General features: G+C 68.7%; 10 protein-coding genes. 4 read left to right on the forward strand and 6 right to left on the reverse strand.

All coding sequences use genetic code 11. The features are described from left to right. Both QHF89_RS05670 and QHF89_RS05675 read right to left on the reverse strand, forming a co-directional pair. Entirely contained in the window at positions 1 to 606 is a 606-nt protein-coding gene (locus QHF89_RS05670) for a hypothetical protein (RefSeq protein WP_136967143.1), read from the reverse strand. Beyond that, entirely contained in the window at positions 603 to 2828 is a 2226-nt protein-coding gene (locus QHF89_RS05675; RefSeq protein ID WP_136967142.1) for a hypothetical protein, read from the reverse strand. Before QHF89_RS05675 ends, QHF89_RS05670 begins: the two co-directional genes overlap by 4 nt. Positions 2829 to 2970: 142 nt before the next feature. On the opposite strand from QHF89_RS05675, the gene QHF89_RS05680 reads away from it, so the two are divergent. From QHF89_RS05680 to QHF89_RS05690, 3 genes are all read left to right on the forward strand, one after another. Then, on the forward strand, positions 2971 to 4011 hold the full coding sequence (locus QHF89_RS05680) for a M28 family metallopeptidase (protein ID WP_136967141.1): 1041 nt from the start codon (positions 2971 to 2973) through the stop codon (positions 4009 to 4011). A gap of 11 nt (positions 4012 to 4022) precedes the next feature. Then, entirely contained in the window at positions 4023 to 4964 is a 942-nt protein-coding gene (locus tag QHF89_RS05685; RefSeq protein WP_136967140.1) for an STAS domain-containing protein, read from the forward strand. A gap of 186 nt (positions 4965 to 5150) precedes the next feature. Then, a complete protein-coding gene (locus tag QHF89_RS05690; protein WP_136967139.1) occupies positions 5151 to 6101 on the forward strand; it encodes an STAS domain-containing protein in 951 nt (316 codons plus the stop codon). On the opposite strand, the gene QHF89_RS05695 is transcribed toward QHF89_RS05690, so the two are convergent. The 4 genes from QHF89_RS05695 to QHF89_RS05710 form a co-directional block, all read right to left on the reverse strand. Continuing rightward, the gene (locus QHF89_RS05695) at positions 6091 to 7269 is read right to left on the reverse strand and encodes an oxygenase MpaB family protein (RefSeq protein WP_284720116.1); all 1179 of its coding nucleotides are present in this window, start codon (positions 7267 to 7269) and stop codon (positions 6091 to 6093) included. The genes QHF89_RS05690 and QHF89_RS05695 overlap by 11 nt on opposite strands. Before the next feature lie 153 nt (positions 7270 to 7422). Beyond that, the gene (locus tag QHF89_RS05700) at positions 7423 to 8703 is read right to left on the reverse strand and encodes an AAA family ATPase (protein ID WP_136928571.1); all 1281 of its coding nucleotides are present in this window, start codon (positions 8701 to 8703) and stop codon (positions 7423 to 7425) included. Positions 8704 to 8790: 87 nt separating this feature from the next. Beyond that, complete coding sequence (pbpC, locus tag QHF89_RS05705; protein WP_136967137.1) at positions 8791 to 11229, reverse strand: penicillin-binding protein 1C; 2439 nt, start codon at positions 11227 to 11229, stop codon at positions 8791 to 8793. Beyond that, the gene (locus QHF89_RS05710; RefSeq protein ID WP_284720117.1) at positions 11226 to 16970 is read right to left on the reverse strand and encodes an alpha-2-macroglobulin family protein; all 5745 of its coding nucleotides are present in this window, start codon (positions 16968 to 16970) and stop codon (positions 11226 to 11228) included. The genes pbpC and QHF89_RS05710 overlap by 4 nt, the downstream gene beginning before the upstream one ends. Positions 16971 to 17237: 267 nt before the next feature. Here QHF89_RS05710 and QHF89_RS05715 point away from each other — a divergent pair, with 267 nt between their 5' ends. Beyond that, entirely contained in the window at positions 17238 to 18344 is a 1107-nt protein-coding gene (locus tag QHF89_RS05715; protein WP_136967135.1) for a hypothetical protein, read from the forward strand. The last annotated feature ends 5 nt before the right edge of the window (positions 18345 to 18349 follow it).

Consider the following 18349-nt stretch of genomic DNA (forward strand, 5'->3'; position numbering starts at 1 on the left):
TCAGTGCGCGTAAATCGTCGGCCCCTCGTCCCACGGCATCCACGACTCCGAGATGATGAGGAACGTCGACGCCGACGTCATCCCCTTGTAGCCGAACTCCACGCCGAGCCATTCGAACACCCGCCGATCGCCGGTCCGCACCGGGAACACGATCTCGCCGCCCTCGGGGAACGGGACGAACTCGTCGGTCCCCACGGGATCAAGCTTGATCGACACCTCCTCGTGATGACCGCCCAGCATCGCGATCTGCGCCGTCGACCCGCCGCACCGGATCCGCACCCATTCCCGGATATTCTGGAGCCGGCAGCCATTCGCCGACGACCCCGGCGAAAAGGACCTCTCCACGCCCAGCACGTCCCAGTCGCTGTCCTTCGGCCGCGGCGACTTGTCCGCTGAAATCGCGAGCGTCTGCTTCGGCGGCGCGACCGGCCCTACCTCCGCGTCCCCGCTGTCGTCCGCGTCGTCTGCGCCCGCGTCCTCCAGGGCCGCGACGCTCCCGAACGGCACCTCCGGCGGCGCGTCCTCTGCGCTCGCCCAGCCCGCGAAGAGCGCGCCTCCTGCGAATGCGAGCGCCACGAACCCGATCGTGCCCTTCTTCGTCTTCATAACGTCCTCAGGAACGCCACGAGCGCCGCGCGCTCCGGCTTGGTGAGCAGGTTCGTGTTCCCCATGCGATCGTCGTTCTGCTCGATCAGCTCTTCCAGCGTCGAGAAACGCCCGTCGTGTGCATAAGGCGCCGTCCCCCCGACGAACCGCAGCGACGGCGTCTTGAACCCGAGCTCCGTATCCGGATCAAAGCCCTCCGGCGGCGGCAGCTTCGAATAGATGGGGTACGGCGCGCGATCACTATAATCCATCTCAGGCACGTGGCAGCCCGCGCATTTCGTCTCGACGCGCAGGAACACCTCCTGCCCCTTCTTCTCCTCCTCCGAGAGCTCCCGCGCCTTGCGCGGCGGCGGCACGAGCCCGAGCCGCAAGAACGCCCGCAGCGCCATCGCCCGCTCGGTCAGCTCCTTTCGATCGTGCCCGTACGGCAGATCGCCCCACCGGTGCAGCAAAAACCCATTCGTCAACCGGTGCGTGAGGTGCGGGCTCTCCGCGTGCCAGCCATACGGCCCCTCGTACACCACCCGCCCCGCGAGCATCGGTGTTTGGCGCGCAAAACCCCCGTTCGTCCCCTTCTCCGCCCCCCAGCCGGGGATGTTCGCCGCGCCCGCGAAGAAGTTCGGATGTTGCCCGACGGCCGCGGCCTCGTGCCAGACGTGCCCATCGTCGCGCCCGTCCGGATGGCAGCCCGCGCAGCCCATTCCGCCGCTCATCACCTCGTCCGAACCATTGTAATAAAGCTGTCGGCCGAGCGCCGCCTCCGCGGGCAGCGGCTCCTCCCCGAGCCGCATCAACTGATTCCTCCTCGCGTCGAAGAACACGACCTCCATCGAATGCGTCGCCCGGCAAAACACGTACGCCGATCGCTCGTTCGCGGCGAGCGCGATCCCGCTCGGCGCGCCGCACCCGGTCGCCACCTTGTATTTCGGATCCGGATCCTTCCGCAGCTCGTGCCTCGCCGCCACGAACAGCGACGGATCGATCGGCCCCGCGTAAAACTCCAGGAGATCGTCCGTCCCCTCCGAGGCCACGAGCAGCGTATCCGTGCTCTTCCGGTACACCACGGCGCGCGGCTGCACGAACGGGTTTGGCGTGGAACGCGGCCCCGCGCCGCCCGTCTCCGGATCCGTGGCCAACCCCGTCGCTTGCGGCGTCGTCATCTTCGGCCCGGCGAGGCGCGTCGGCGCGAGCGGCGTGTCGTCCTTCGTCAGAAGCACGTCGACCGCCGACACCCCCATCCAGACCTGCGGCCCCAATCCGCCGAGCGCGTGCCGCGGCACGTAAAGCTTCTTCCCGTCCGGCGACAGCACCGCCGAATACGCGAGTGACGCATTCGATTTCGCCCCCACCTCCGTTCGCAACGGCGACGCCGGCAGCTTGATCCGCCGCGCCGACGCCGCCTCCCCGTCGATCCCGTCGATCCGCGTGAGATCCGTGCCCACGAGGTGCGTCACGTACGCTGCTTTCCCGCTCGGATGCACCACCACCGCGCGTGGCTCGCGCCCCACGTCCACGGAAAACCGCACCTTCCCCGTTGCGATCTCCACGCCCGACACCTTGTGCGTCCAGGCGCTCGTCACGAGCGCCGTCGATTCGTCGGGCGTCACGGCCACGCCCCACGCGTCCTCGGGCAATTCGACCCGCGACTCGACCACGAGCCCCTTTTCAGCGTCCGGCCGCATCACGAGCAAAAGCCCCGGCCCCGTCGCCGACGGCACCGTCTTCGGCTTCTCGTATTTCTCGGGCCCCTTTGCTTTCGTCACCGCCGGCGCCGCGCTCGCCGAGGCCGTGGGCGCCGGCGCCGCGCTCGCCTCGCGCTCCTCCGGCTTCCTATCGGTGCCCGGCGCAATCGCCCCTTCGCTCCGAATCGTCACGAGCACCCGATCCGCGAGCGCGAGCACCTGGGCCGGCTGCCCGGGCACCTTCACGGTCCGCGCCGGCTTCTCCACGTCCACCGGCATCGTGATCACGTGCACCACGCCCCGATCCTCGTCGGCCACGTACAACGCGTCCTCCGAGGGCGAACGCGCGATCGTGCTGCCCTCCCGCGCCACGGCCTTCGGCTTTTCTTTGGGCGCCGCCGGCGCCTCGGCTGCGCTCGAGGCCCCCGCGCTCGTCGTCTCCGCCGGGCTCGGCGTAGGCCCCCCGGGCTTCTCGCCGCCCCCTTTGCATGCAACGAATGCCGCTGCGACTGCGATCGGATAGCCCCATGAAAAACGCATCGTCCTCGTCTCTCCCGGACCGCGTGGCCCCTGCCTTCCCCGCGGCGCCGAGGAACGCTCAGGCCGCGGCCCCTCGTCCAGGGTCCCGCGAGAGCACGCATCTTACCCGGTTCACGTGCCATGATCATGATAAGGTTCATCCATGACGACGGAGATGCGAAAGCTCGTCGCAGAGCTCTGTTCTCCGGCATGCGCCGGCCGCAAACCAGGCACGAAAGGCGGAGACGCCGCGCGGGCGGCCGTCGTATCCGCGCTGCGGACGGCCGGCCTCGACCCGTACGAGCAGCCCGTCCCGGGCTTGCGCGGCGCAAACGTCATCGCGGTCCTCCCCGGCGACGTCGAGCGATACGTGCTCGTCGGCGCCCATTTCGACCACCTCGGCGAGCTCGCGGGGCAGGTCTACTGGGGCGCCGACGACAACGCCGCGGCCGTCGGCATCCTCCTCGAAGTCGGCCACGCCCTCGCCGCGAAACGCCCCGCCGGCCGCGGCGTCCTCCTCGCCGCGTTCGACGGCGAAGAGGCCCCGCATTTTACGCAAAATACGATGGGCTCGATGTTTTTCGCGAAACACCCCACCGTCCCGCTCGACCGCATCGACATGATGATCGCCATGGACCTCGTCGGCCACACCTTCGGCCCCGCGGGCGTCCCCGACGAGGTCGGCCAATCCCTCTTCGCCCTCGGCGCCGAGCGCAGCGAGGGCACCGCGGCGCACGTCGACTCCATCGCGTCGATCGAGCCCGGCGTCCGCATCCGCCGCGCCGACGCCGAGATCATCCCGCCCCTCTCCGATTACCTCGCCTTCTGGCAGCGCAGCGTCCCCTTCTTGTTCCTCACCGCTGGCCGGTCGCGCCATTACCACATGCCGACCGACACCCCCGAAAAGCTCGACTGGCCCAAGATGCTCGCGACGGCCCGCTGGCTCGAACGATTCGTCCGCGAGACCTGCGCGCGGCCCGCGAAGCCCCTTCCATTCCTGCGGAGCGGACGCGACGACGCCGCCACGCTCCGCTCCCTCGTCGCGATCACGCGCGCGCTCGAGCCCGTCTCCGCGGAGGCGCGGACCGGCCGCGAGACCGCCGAGGCGCTGCTCGCCGAGTGCGATACGAGCGGCGCCTTGCCGGATCCGCTCCGGAACCACGCGTCGATGCTCGTGGGCATGCTCGAATCGAAGCTCGCCTGAGGTGCGTCGCGATGGATCACGCCGCACGCATGCGCCGCATCACCGACACGCTGGCGCGCCTCGTGGACGAAGAGGTCCCCCCGCTCATCGAGGTCATCGAAGACGGACCGCTCGGCGACATCGAACGTGAGGTCAATCGCGCCGTCACGAGCCTCTCTGCGCGCCTCGAAGAGCGCCTGATCTTCCGCGTCGGCCCTGTCGTCGTCTTTCGCTGGCGCGCCGAGCCCGGCTGGCCGGTCGAGTACGTCTCGCCAAACGTCCTTGATTTGACCGGATATCCCGCCGAGGAATTCCTCTCCTTCTCGCGCACCCTGTCCGACCTCATCGTCCCCGAGGACGTCCAGCGCATCACCGAAGAGCTCCGGTCCTTCGAGGCGAGCCGCGTCGAATGGTTCACCCAATCGCCCTATCGCATCCGCAAGCGCGACGGCCGGACGATCTGGGTCTCCGATACCGCGGTCATCCAGCGCGACCCGTGGACGCGGGAGGTCACCCATTATTTCGGCTACATCTTCGACAGCACCGATCACATCGAGCAATCCATCCGCCTCCAGCAAAACGAATCGGCCCTCCGGAGGCTCGCGAGCCCTGTCCTGCAGGTATGGGACGGCGTCCTGGCGATGCCCGTGATCGGCGCCCTCGACGAGGCCCGCGCCGCGCACATGACCGAGACCTTGCTCCAGTCGATCACGCACGGCGCAATCAAGGTCAGCGTCATCGACTTGACGGGCCTCGACGACGTCGACGCGGCCACGCTCGAGCACATCGTTCAAATGGTCCGCGCCGCCGAGCTCCTCGGGAGCCGGTGCCTCATCTCGGGCATTTCGTCCCGGGTCGCAGCGGCCATCGTGTCGCTCGGCGTGGACGTCACGAAATTACACACGTTTGCCACACTGAGCGCCGCGCTCGGCCACGCCCTCCGGCACAGAAATCTCCGCCGCGCCGGCCCGTAGAAGAGCGCACAGCGCAAAATCCGCATAGCGCCTCACCGTCGCGTGCGAATTCCATCATCATCCGAATTCGCGTGCGTGCGCGACGCACGTAAACCCTTGTCGACGGAAGCACGCCTGGGTAAACTGAAGTTGTTTTCATTCAGGGGGAGAAGCCTCGGGGGGGTGCTCGAAGCCGAAGGACCCCCCATGGATCAAGCCGAGAGACTGCGTCGAATCTCCACGTCCCTGGCACGCCTCGCGAACGAGGAGCTGCCCGACTTCCTTGAAGATATCGACGATGGTCCGCTCGGCGACATCGAACGGAACCTCAATCACGCCATCGGCAGCCTGAGCACACGCCTGGAGGAGCGCCTCCTCTTCTCCATAGGCCCGGTCGTCGTCTTCCGCTGGCGCGCCACGGAGGGCTGGCCCGTCGAGTACGTCTCTCCGAACGTGGCCGAACTGACGGGGTACCCGACCGAGGATTACCTCCTGGACAAGCTGAAATACTCCGACCTCGTGTACCCGGAGGACCTCGCGCGCGTGGGCGAGGAGGTCAGCACGTACAGCGCGAGCGGCGCCGATTGGTTTGCCCACGAACCCTACCGCCTGAAGCGCCGCGACGGCCGGACGATCTGGATCGCCGATTATACCGTCATCCGGCGCGACCCGGCGAGCGGCCAGATCACCCATTACTTCGGCTACATCTTCGACACCACCGACCACGTCGAGCAATCCCTCGCGCTCGAACGCAACGAGCGCACCCTCCGGCAGCTCAAGAGCCCGCTCTTGCACGTGTGGGACGGGGTCCTGGCGATGCCCGTGCTCGGGGCCGTCGACGAGGCCCGCGCCTCGGCCATGACGGACGCGCTCCTCACCGAAATCACCCGCAGCCGCGTCCGCGTCACCGTCCTCGATTTGACGGGCCTCGAAGACGTTGACGCGGCCACGCTGGAGCACCTCATGCGCATGGTCCGCGCCGCCACGATGCTCGGCAGCCATTGCCTCGTCTCCGGGATTTCGCCCCAGGTGGCCTCGATCATTGTCTCGCTCGGGATCGACGTGGCGAACCTCTCCACGTTCGCCACGCTGAGCGCCGCGCTCGGCCACGCTTTCGGACAGGCGGGGCGTCGCCGCCCCGGCCGCCTCAACGCGTGAACGACTCGACCGCCTTGTACTCCGCGCGCCGCGGCCCGAGGTGCGTGTCGAGCCATTGCCGTGCGCGCCACCGCGCGAGCACGTCCGCCCATTCGTCGACCACGTCCACGTGCCTCCGCACGGTCTCCAGCGCGAAGACGACCGGGAACTGCGCGAACGGGTGAAGCTTCCAGATCCCTGGATCCGGCAATCCAAAGGCGCGGAACGACTGCGGGGACAAGAAAAACTTCGTATACCCGAGCTCGAGGTGGTATTCGAGCCGCTTGCGCAAGGCCACGAGCGGCGAATCCCCCTCGCGCGGCGCGTACGATTGCACGTACGAGCGCGCCAGATCCACGCCGTCCTCCCCCGCCTTCTTCGCTCCCTTCGAGAGCGCGGTGAACATCAGGCGCACGCCGTCCTCGTACGTCGGCGGATACCATCGGGGCTGCACGCCCATCAAATGGCCCACGTACCGCCAGAAATGCATCAGCGCCTCGATCTCCTCGCGGCTCGTGCGATACCCGAGCTTCTTCAGCGCGAGCGCGCCCACGCTGCCGGCCATGAGCGTGATCAGCGCGTCCCCCTGGCTGATCGGCACGCCCCAGGCATCGAGGTCCCACGCCGGATGACGAAGGAGCCGCTTCCGCACGAACACGTGCATCAACCGGACGCGCAGCGCCGTCTTTCTCCCCTGCCCGCCCGGCCGGAGGGCCCCCGGCTCCGACACGTCGATCCAGAACGCGGCCGTCTCCAGAAATCGCCGTTGCGCCGATTCCCCGGTATAAGCGCCGGTGAACGCGAGCGGCTTCACGACCGAGCACTCCTGGTACGCGTCGAGCGTCACCGCGCCCGCGAAGCTGAACATGTGCGTCCCGTGCCGCCGCCAAACCCGCGCGCCGAGCTCGACCTTGTCCCAATCGAGCCATTGCGGCGGCGTCTCCACCTCCGCGAAAAGCGCCCGCAGCGACGCCGGCGCATCCTCGATCGACGCCACGCCCGATTCGAGGGCCCGATCCACGAGCGCGCGCCCGGCCCCTTGCCCCCGCGCGAGGTAGACGTCCTCGACGAACGCCTCGGCCACGGGATCCGCGTCGTAATAGCAATGCGCGAACGTCCGCACGAGCTCGTCGGGCAGCACCGGATCGAAGCCGACCAGCCTCCGGAGCTGCTTCCGACGCTTCTGCATGCGAGCGTCCTTCATGTTGTCCCAGTAACGGAACTCGGTCGGAATCCGATCCTCCACCGAACCCGACCTGAAACACGCTGCTTCGCCCATCCTGGTCCCTTTCGTGCGCACACCCTCGACCTCGATCGAGCTCGGCGTGGTCCGCAGGATACCTCAGTCGTCCCAGGGCCGGGAGGATTCGAGCAACCGCATCATCTCTCCCGAGGAGACGCTCGGGACCGCGCCGCTCTCGTTCTCGCCCTCCGATACCACGTGCCGCATCCGCGTCGAGCGCAGCCCGTCACGCCCGCGCACGAGATCCGCGAACACGATCGCCCTGGGCAGCCCGCGCAGCGCCGCGATGATCGCCGTCGAATGCGTCGACAAGAGCACCTGCGGCACGGCCGTCGCTTCCCCGAGCGTCGGCGACGTCGCCGAAAGCAGCGAATCCACGAGCGCCCGCAGCCTCCCGGGATACACGCCGTTCTCGGGCTCCTCGATCGCGGCGATCGCGCCTCGCCGCGCCGATCGGAGCAACGTGAAGAGCGCGAGCAGCCGGAGCATCCCGTCCGAGAGCAGCCGCGCCGGCAGCCGCTTCGTATCCATGAAATCGGCCTCCAGCCGGAGCTCGTCCTCGAAGGGCGTCACCTCGAAGCCACGAAACCCGGGCAGCAGCGTCTCCATGTCCTTTCGAATCAGCGCGCGTGTCTCGGGACCGAGCGCGGCGAGCACGGTCGGCAGGTTCGATCCATCCTCCGCCAGCAACGTCCCGGCCGCTCGATCGCTCGGCTGCGTGAGCCGGTGCGGCTCGATGTGCAGCAGCCGAAAGGCCCGGAGCTCGCGGCTCGTCGCCTCGACGAGCGGCGTCACGAGCGCATAGGGAAGCGAAAGCAAGCTGCGATCCCGCCCGATATCCACCGATAACGACGGCCCGCCGTCGCCCGGCGCGATCCGCACGATCCGCTCCGGCCCCGGGGCGCCTTCGAGCTCGACGCCGAGCTCCGGCGTCCCGTATCGCGCGAGCGGCCCCCAATGCGGGTGATGATCGATCCACGTGTCCGCGCCGCGCTTGAGCGGCAGGAGCCGCTCGCGCGTGATCACGAGGCCGTCGAGCCCGCCGCGCTCCAGCGTCCGCTCGATCTCCACCTCGTACCGCACGCGCGACTGCACGAGGTCGTGACGCGACGACCCGGGCAAGAGCAGCAGCTCCGCGGCAAAACGCATCGAGCGCTCCACGCCTTCGGGCGTGCGCGCAAACTGATCCCGAATACGTCCGCGTCCACCCTTGAACGCGGTGACGAGGTTCGTCTCCGCCACCTTCGCGAGCAACGCGAGCGCGTCGAACAGATTCGACTTCCCTGCCCCGTTCGGCCCGACGATCGCGGTGAGCGGCTCGAGATCGAGCGAGAACGCGCGCAGCGACTTGAATCCGTCGATCTCGATGCGTGTGATCATCCCGAGGTCCGCGAGAGCCGGCGACCGGCCCCCCTCCGCCACGCATGCTAGGGCCGCTTCCCCCGACCTGTCAAACGTCGTATTGGCCTAACGCACGCTGAAGCTCGTTTTCGCCGTACGCACGGCGAGGCGCGGATCAGCGGGCCGCACCACGAGCTCGTGATCCCCCCGCGCCGCGTGATACCGCGTCCGGAACGGCCAGCGCGATCGCCCCACGACCTCTCCATCCACCACGAACTCGACCTCGCTGACGCGCCGCTCCACGGGACCGCCCACCGCCGACGCGGAGAGCACGATTACCTGCGCATCGCCCTCCTCCCCGTACACGAACACGCTGCCCGCCGCGGGCCCGTCGATTCGCAGCGCCTGCTCCACGTGCGTCACGTCGCCACAGCCGGGCACGCTCGATCGCGCGAGCCAGGGCAAACCCAAAGGATCACGCCCCGGCGCGCCGAGCGGCAGCGCCGCGAGAAACCCTTCGTACGCCTCCGGCAACACCACGATCGACCGGCTCCCCTGCGAATCGCACGCAAACGGCGCCTCGCCTCCCCGTGCGCCCTCCCGCGTGCTCGCGCGCACGTGCCAATCACACGGCTCCTTCGGCGTCTTTCCGCGAATGAAATGCCGCGACGCATGATCCACGCAGGCCGGCCCGGCGAGCTTGCCCGTGAGGGGACAAACCTCGACGGATTCGAGGTGCGCCTCGTCCCATAACGGCGCACGGGAAGGCACGTTCTCCATGGCCCGCCGCATTACGTCCGCGAAGAGCGGCCCCGCGCCGCTCGCGCCGGTGAGCTTTTGCGTCGGCGCCCCGTCGGCATTGCCGATCCACACCGCGACCGTCCGCTCGTGGGTATACCCGACACACCACGTATCGCGGTGCCCCGAGCTCGTCCCCGTCTTCACGGCCACCGGAAACCCGAGATCAAACGGCCCGCGCCCGTGCAAGCCCCGCACGCGCGCCAGCGGATCCGAGAGCGACTCCGTCACGAGCGACGCCACCGCCGCATCCATCACGCGCGAAGGCTCCCCCGCCGCCTCCTCGCCCGCCACGATACGAAGGGGCGTCCGCTCTCCACCGCGCGCGAGCGCCACGTACGCGCCGGCGAGCTCGCGCAGCGTCACCTCGCCCGTCCCGAGCGCGAGCGACAAACCATAATGCCGCGCCTCCCGATCGAGGCTCACGAACCCGAGGCTCTGGAGCGATTCGAGCAGCCGCCCTTCGCCCACCTCGGCTGCAAGCCGCACCGCGGGCACGTTCAAGCTCCCCGCGAGCGCCTCGCGCGCGCTGATGGGCCCCTCGAACGTCCCGTCGAAATTGCCCGGCGCGTACGTGCCGCCCTGCTCCGAGAATCGCGTCGGCACGTCCGCCAGCGGCTCGGCCGCCGAATGCCCGTCCGCGAACGCGAGCGCATACACGAACGGCTTCAGCGTCGACCCCGGCTGCCGACGGGCCCGCACCATGTCCACCTGCCCCGCGATCGAAGCGTCCCAGTACGAACCACTCCCGACCCAGGCGAGCACCTCCCCGTGCTCGTTATCGACCACGATCACCGCCGCATTCTTCGCCCCGAGCGACGCGAGCGCCGCAAGGTGCGTGCGCAAGAGCCCCTCGGCATCCTCCTGCAAAACGAGGTCGAGCGTCGTCTTCGTGACCCCATGCCCCCGCTCGCCGGGCCGCGACACCTCACGCACGACCGCGTCCACGAAGTGTGGCGCGTAAAACGGCCGCTGGCTCCTTCGCACATGCATGGGCTCGTCCACAGCGCGCGCGTGATCGGCCTCGGTCATCACGCCCTCCTCGCGCAGATCATCGAGCAAGGCCCGCTGCCGCAGGCGCACCCGCTCCGGGTGATCATACGAATCGAGGAACGACGGCGCGCGCGGCAAGACCGCGAGCCACGCGGCCTGCGCCCAGCTCAAATCCTTCGCCGAAACCCCGAAATATCCAAGCGCCGCCGCCTCCGGCCCCGTGAGCCCATGACCATACCCGAGGCGATTCATGTACGCTTCGAGGATCGTCCGTTTGTCCACGGCCTCTTCGAGGTTCTGCGCCCGCGCGGCCTCCGTGACCTTGCGTTCGACCGTCCGCGGCGCCGATTTTCCCTCGGCGTCGAGCAATTTCACGAGCTGTTGCGTGATCGTGCTCGCCCCGGACACGATACGCCGCCCCTTCAAATTCTGCCCGATCGCCCTCGCGATCGCCCGACCGTCGACGCCGTCGTGCTCGAAGAACCGTTTGTCCTCGCTGACGAGCGTCGCGAGCACGATCCGATCCCCCATTTGATCGAGCGCGACGGGCCGGCCGCGCTGCTCGGCCTCGGAGCCGATCTCGCGGAGCAAGCGCCCCTCGCGATCGACGATACGATGCCCCTCGTGCCAGTGGTCCGCGAGGCGCGCCGACGGCTCCCCCGCCGCAGCGCGCACGTGCTGCGAGACCGCCACCACCGCGAGCACGATGCTGGCGACCACGCCGGCCGCAATGCCCATCCGCCGCAGGGCCTTCTTCGAGGGAAGACGTTTCATTGGATCGTCACCTGCCCCGCGTCGCTGTACCCCACGCTGTCCGGCTCGTACATGAGCTCGCCGGCCGCGGCGGGCAATGCGAACACGCCCGGCGTCGTCGCCCGCACCAGGTACGTCGCGGCAACCGAATCGCCCCACACCTTGTCGAAATACACGTTCACCCGATCGTCGCGCATCTCGATGTGGCTCGCCTCGGACGAGCTCCAGCGGAGCGCGGAATAAAACGGATGATGCGCGTCGATCCCCGGCGCGCTCGCCACCGTGGCGAGATCCGGCTGCACCGGCTCGAAGCCCGCCGGCAGGCGATCGGTGAGCGCGACATATCCGCGCCGCTCGTCGCCCACCTCCGGCAGACGCGCATACAGCGCGACACGCAGGAGATCCCCTGCCTTGACCTTCGAGAGATCCACGGCCCCGCCGCGCGGATCGCTGATCACGCGATAGATTGACGGCCCATTCTCGCCGCGCGTCCCGGCCGGCGAATCCGCGGCCGCGATGGCCCGCTGCCAGGCCGACGTCATTGCATACCCGACCGAACGATCCCCCTCGGCCTCCAGCACGAGCTTCATCTTCTTGCCCCGCACGCGGCTCAGCGGAATGGCGAACTCCTTGCTACCGAACCCGAGGTCCGCCGTGGGCGCGAGGCTCTCGCCGTCGAGCTTCACGCGGACGATCGCGCCGTCGTCCGTGCTCGCTTCGAGGTGCTGGCCCAACGCAAGCAACGAATACGCCGTCGCCTGCGTCGTGTAGTCATCCATGTCGGCCGCGATCTCACGCAGGAGCAGCGGCAAGATCGTCGACGAGCGACGCAGCCGCGCGAGCGCGATGGCCGCTTGCGCCCGCGAGCGCGCGGGCGAACCATAATAGTAAAAATCGTTCATCCGCTTCGTGTTGGAGAGCGCGCCCCGCTCGTCGAAGCTCGCTTCGATCATGTCGAGCAACGTCTTCACGCGATCCTCTTGCTCCGGGAGCGAGGCGAGCGCGAGCGCGAGGCTGCCGAGCCCGAACACGCTCTGATCGTTCTTCCGATCGAAGAGCGCGTCCGCCGCGCTCCGCTCGAGCGCCCCCGCGTCGGCGAGGCTCTCCGCAATCGCGGCCGAGACCTCGGGCGCCGTGTCCTCGTCGAGCATTCGATCTGCGAGGAACCGCTGCATGCCTTCGAAGAGCCCCGCGGGCGGATTGATTCCGGCCTTCTTCGCCAGGATGACGGCCCGGATCGCATAGGCCGTGCCATACACATTCGGCTCGTCGCCGCCCGGCCAGTAGGCGAGGCCGCCCGAATCCGTGCGCATGGTCGCGAGCCGCTGCAGGCCCGCAGCGATCCGCTTTTGCAGCTCGCCCTCCGAGAGCCGCGTGACGCCGATGCGCGGCAGGATCGTGCGTGCCGCGATCAGCGGCAGCGTGCTCGACGTCGTCTGCTCCACGCACCCGTGCGGATACCCGAGCAGCCATTCGAGCCGCGCGCCGAGCTCGGGCCAGAGATGTTCCCCCACCTTCACGGTGAGAAACCCGCCCCGCTCGATCACGCCGGCCGGCACATCGAGGAGCACCTCTTCCTTTCGGACAAACGCTCCGCCGAGCCGCGGGCGCTCGTCGATGCCGGGCTCGTCCACGACGAGCTTCGCCTCCACCTCGTCGAGCTTCTTTCCCGCCTCGTCCTCGGCCGAAAACAGGAGCGGGAGCGCGCCCGCTGCCGCCGGTTCGAGCGAGAATCCCACGCGCGCCTTGCTGCCCGCCGGCACGTTCACCGTTTGCGAGCGCGCCCCGAGCCGCACCGTCGCGCCGAGCGCGGCCGCCGTCTCGTTGTGCAGCATCGTCGCCGCCTCGAATCGATCCCCCACCCGCGCGAACCGCGGCACGACGGGCACGAGCATCACCGGCTTCTTCACGAGGAAGCTCGCCTCCGACTTCGCCCCTTTGCCCTCGCGATCGAGCGCGACCGCCATGATCCGGAACTCCGTGAGGTTATCCGGGAGCTTGAACCGCACCTTCGCTTTGCCCTGCGCGTCCGGGCGCACGTCGGGCTTGAAGAGCGCGGTCTCCACGAATTTCTTCCGCGCCTCGGTGATCGTCGAGAGCGCCGCGCCGCCGCCGTCGCCGGGCACGTGGCTGCGCTCGAAGAGCTCGCCGAGGTCGCTGCGCGAATCACGCACGCGGAACGAGAGGCCCCGGCCCGGCCGCAGCGCCGCCGCGGGATCGATCGGGTGAAAATCTGTCAATCGAAGGACGCCCTCGTCGACGACCGCGAGCGCGACCTCCGCGTCGCCCTCGGGTTTGCCGCCGTCCGTGACCTCGATGTCAATCTCGGCCTCGTCCCCGGGCCGATAAAAAGGTTTGTCGCTTCGCGCCGCGACCTCGAGCCGCGCGCCCGCCATCGACACGGGCAGCCGCACCGCGCCGATCTTGTAATCGGTGGCCGCGCGGCCCTTCGCGCCGATCGGCAGGAGCGTCGCCGTCGCGTGCACGTACGGCGCGTGCTCGGCCCGGAGCGGCACGTCGATCACCGTCGCGCCCGCCTTGACCCGCATCGCGCGTTTTTCGAGCAGATCGCCCTGCTCGATCGTCGTCACGAGTGTCGCCTCGGGGAACGGATTGCGCACGAGGATCTTCGCCGTCTCGCCCGGCGCATACTTCGATTTGTCAGCCGATAGATCCAGCGCGTGGGGCCGCTCCGGGGCCGCCGGCAGCGCCTCGCCCTCGCTTCCATAAGCCCACAGCCCCATGGCGCCGCCGGTCCGGCCGTCCACTTCGGCCGTGATCTCGTAGCTGCCCGAGCGGCCGATGTTCACCTTGCACGTCACCGGCTGCTTTCCGCTCGTCACCGTGCAGCGACCGGCCTCGATCTTCTTCGACGTCCAGTCCCATTCGAGCGACCCGCCCGCGCCGCGCCGCCTCGCGTATTGCCACTCGACCCGCTCGAGCTTCGCCGTCACGGTCGCGCCCTCGACGGGCCGCCCCTCGGGGTCGATCACGCCGAGCTCGACGGGCACGTCGTCGCCCACCCCATACCACGTCTGCGGGAGCTTCATCCCGGCATATCGTTTGGCAGGATGAACCACGACGCTCCCCCTGCCTGCGACGTGGCGGTGCGAGGCGTCGGTCACGTCCGCCTCGATCACGAATTTCTGCGGCCCAAGCGCGGACGCAATTTCGAGCGCCTGCACGACCGCAAGCTTTCCATCGGCCGAGAGCGACCCCTCGCCCGCGCGCGACCACGGCTGCTCCTCGTCGTCGTACCAACGAGGCGCGCGCCGGAACGAGAGCCCCGCCGAGGTCAAAGGCCCCTCCGGGAAAGGCGCGCCCTCCCGCCGCACCGTCCACGAGGCGATCGCGCCGTCCATCGGCGCGCCAAACAAATACCGCGCCCGCACCTCGGCCCGCATCGTATTCTTGGCGTCCGCGGCGGCATCGACGTCGACCACGAACCGAGGCGGCTCGAATTCGGCGACCTGCACGATCGTCTGCGCGAGCGGCTCGCCCTCCTTTTCCGGCTGCTCCAGGAGAATCTGGTGACGGCCGATCTTGGCGTCGGCCGGAATCGTGATCGTCGTGGAGAGGCTGCCCATGTCGTTCGTCGTGAGCGTCTGCTGGAAGACGTCGTCGCCCGTCGGGCCCACGACGTGCAATCGCAGGGACGCGCCTGCAATGGGCGCGAGCGCGGCCCCGTCGGGCTTCCGGACGGTTGCCTTGACGAACACGCTCGATCCGGGCCGATAAATGCCGCGGTCCGTCAGGACGAACGCCCGGCCGAACGACGAGGGCGCGCCCTCGCCCGAGGCGAGGTCGGGAAAGATTTGCCGCTCCGTGATGCCATCGCCGTCGAGCGGCAGAATGAAATCCGCGTCCTGCGCGCGCACGTCGAGGAACGGCCGCTCCGTCGTGCGCAGGTCGAAAGGCAGAAGCGCGATGCCCGAGGCATCCGTGGTCACGCCGGCCGAATTCTCGTCGCCCGAGAGGCGCACGAGCGCGCCCTGCACCGGCGCGCCGCCCGCGAGCCGCGAGACCTGCACGATCGTCGCATTCGGCGTCGCGCGGGTATGCACGGCGAGCGAGCGCTCGTCGCCGGGCCGAATCAGCGCGACGAGGGGCTTGCCCGCCTCGCTCCCCCGCGGAAACTTCGCGAGCTTCGCGTTGAAGGCAATCTCGTCGGCCGCGATCGACGTGACGTAACTTTGCCCCGCCGAGAGGTGCTTCGAGAGGTCGAGCTGCGTCGTGACGAGCTTGTTTCGTTCAGCCTTGATGGGGATCGGAATCCGCACGGGCGCGGCCTCGGGGGGCAGCTCCCGCGTGCGCACGCGCCGGAGTGCGGCCTCCTGCGCGGCGCGATCCGTGGACGCGACGGGCCAGGCGAGGAGCGAGGCTTTGGCGACGTTGCGCGAGGTCACGGCGAAATGGCGCGTCGTCTCGGGATCGAGCCACAACATGCCGTCCGCCATCGTCACGCTCGCGGGCATCGGGGCCATCTCCGTGCGGAAGGAGACGGGTTTTCCGAGGCGGCTGCCGTGATCGTCGACGAGGCCGTCGATCGAGACCTCGTACGACTTCGAAGGCTCGAACTCGCCGCGGATCACGATTTCATTGTCCCAGCGCTCGTTCCGCACGGTCATGTTCCGCACGGCCGGGCTCACGCGCACGCGGGCCGCGAGTTTCTCGTCCGGGGTCGCGATCGCCTGATTGAACGAAACGCGAATCTCGCGCCCCGCCGTGTAGAGCTTCCCGTCCTGGAACGTGCACGACCGCTGCCGCCCGTCGTCGTCCCAGTACCATTCACACGTCACCTCCAGAAAGGCGAGCGCCTCGGCGACGGTCACGTCGATCTCCTGCGCCTGGTGTAATTTTTCCAGGAACCGCGGCTTCGCGTGAAGGACCAGCTTCGTGCCGGCCGCGACGGGCGTGACGGGGCGGACGAGCACGACGAACTTCGGATCGACCTTGATCCCCTGGAACGTCGGCGTCTTCGGGTGATCGAACACGACGGAGATGGGCCTCTCGGTCGCCGCGTCGGTCAACGTGACGAGGCTCCGCGCAAGGCCGAGATCGATGGGCTGATCATAAAGAACCGCGAACGTCTCGCGGGCACCGACGTCCCGGCCGTCATTCGGGTGCATCGCAATCACGCGGTGGCGGCCGGCGACAGGGATGTAGCCGAGATCCTTGCCGGCAATCGTGACGCCCGGGGTCGCCTTGAATTGCGCTTTCCAGGCCTCCTTCAGGCCGGCGCCCGCGGGCGTCTTCACTTCGCCGAGCTCCACGCCGTACGAGGTCTCCGCGTCGAACGGACGCTTCGCCACGAATTCGAGCGTGGTCTCACTCAGCCAATACGCCTCGCCCTCCACGCTCGGCGTCAAGCGAATCGTGCCCTCTGCGGCCTTCGTGGGCCCTTTTGCGGCGGGGTCGGGCGCGGGGCGCGCGACCCGCTGATTGAAGACGATGCGGAACGAGGTGCCGCGAAAGGAGAATTTTCGGTCGTCGTCGAGGCTCGGGCTCTGGACGCTGAGGTCGGTGGAGGTGCGGTCGACCTCGTCGCCGTACACCGGCAGGCGATCCTTCCGCGACACGGCCGGGGGGAAGACCAGCGGCTCGTCCCCCTTGTGCACGGCCCGCTCGATGACGACGGGCGGCGGAGGTTGTCCGGGCAGGGTCGTGGGAACGGAGGGCGTGCTGCTGCAAACGAGGCCAAACGAGGAGGCAAACAGGACGGCCGGGACGAGCCAGAGGGGACGGGTGCGGGCGGAGGACATGGTCCGTGCACCTTCCACGCCCTGCGCCGCTCGGAGAGGTGAATGAAAACGCATGGTTACGAACTCCGATGTGTGTCCGGCGTGCCGCGACGTGTGGAAACCACGCCGCGGGGTGGGCCCGACCGGGACGACGCGCGCATGCGAGGCACCATCGTTCGATGCTACCACCATTTCCCACGCAGAGCGTCATGCAAAGAATGGCAAAAAGCCTGCTCGTGTCTAGAAATGGCAAGGCTTCGGGGGCATGATTCCCGGGGGGAGGATCGAATGAGCGCGGTCACGGTCGAAAGCCTCTTTGAAGAGCTCGCCGGCACCATCGAACAGTGGACGGTACCGCCGAGCCGCATTCCTGGATGGACGGAGCCTCCGCGACCCTGGCGCGCGACGATCGATGACGCGCTGCGTGTGCTTTCGGGGGACGGGCGGCTCGCGCGGATCGACGCGCTCGGGCATCCCCTCGTGGAATCACTCGTGGCCATCGCGACGCGCCCGCTCTGGAGCTTCTTCGCGGCAGAGGAGGGCCGAAATCGGGCGCTCGGCGAGCTCGTCCAGAACCTCGCGAACCCGGGGCGCATCAACCAAGGGCTCAAGGGCACGTGCGCCGCGACGTGCGTCGAGATTTATCTCGCCATGAAGGATCCGGCCGAATACGCGCGCCTCGTGGCCGGCCTCATTTCTGCGTCCGGACGGGTCACGCTGCGGTCGGGCGAGGAGTTCGTCTGCGACGAGGACATTCTTTTGCCGAGCGCCGGCGAGCGCGGCCGCAATCCCATCAGCCGGATCTTCCAGGCCGCGTGCATGGAGTTCGCGTATCCCGACCTCGATTACGACAACATCATGGACTGCCACTTCAAGGGCGAGGAGTGCATCGGGGGCGGGCTCGAAATGGGCGCGTTCGAGCGTCTCCTCGTCGCGGTCACGGGCAAACCTTGGAAGACGCTCTCGACGCAGCACGCGATGATGGCGAAGGCGCTCGCGAAGCTCGGCATCTCGACGGAGGGCGTGGCCGACCTCGCGCGCGACGGGCTCTCGATCGTCGAGCAATCGACGCGCAAAGGGGAGCCGGTCTTCGCGACGATCGTGCTCCCCGCCGTGACGAGCTTCCAGGGCAACACAGGGGGCGAGCCCATCCGGCACGCGGAGCACAAGATCCTGGTGCTCTCGGTCGACGGGGAGGAGGGCGTCGTGCATTACGACGATCCCATCGATCCACACGAACGCTGGTTCGAAGGCGCGAACGTGCGGATCGAGGACGAGTTCGGCCGGTGCAGCATGCCGATCGCCGATTTCGAGCGGCTCCTCGGCGACCTGTCGTATCGCGAGGAACTATGGGATCGGTCGCTGCCCCGGCCCATGGAGGGCAACCAAGGCTGAGCGCG

Source organism: Polyangium sorediatum, assembly GCF_029946465.1.
Lineage (GTDB): Bacteria > Myxococcota_A > Polyangia > Polyangiales > Polyangiaceae > Polyangium > Polyangium fumosum.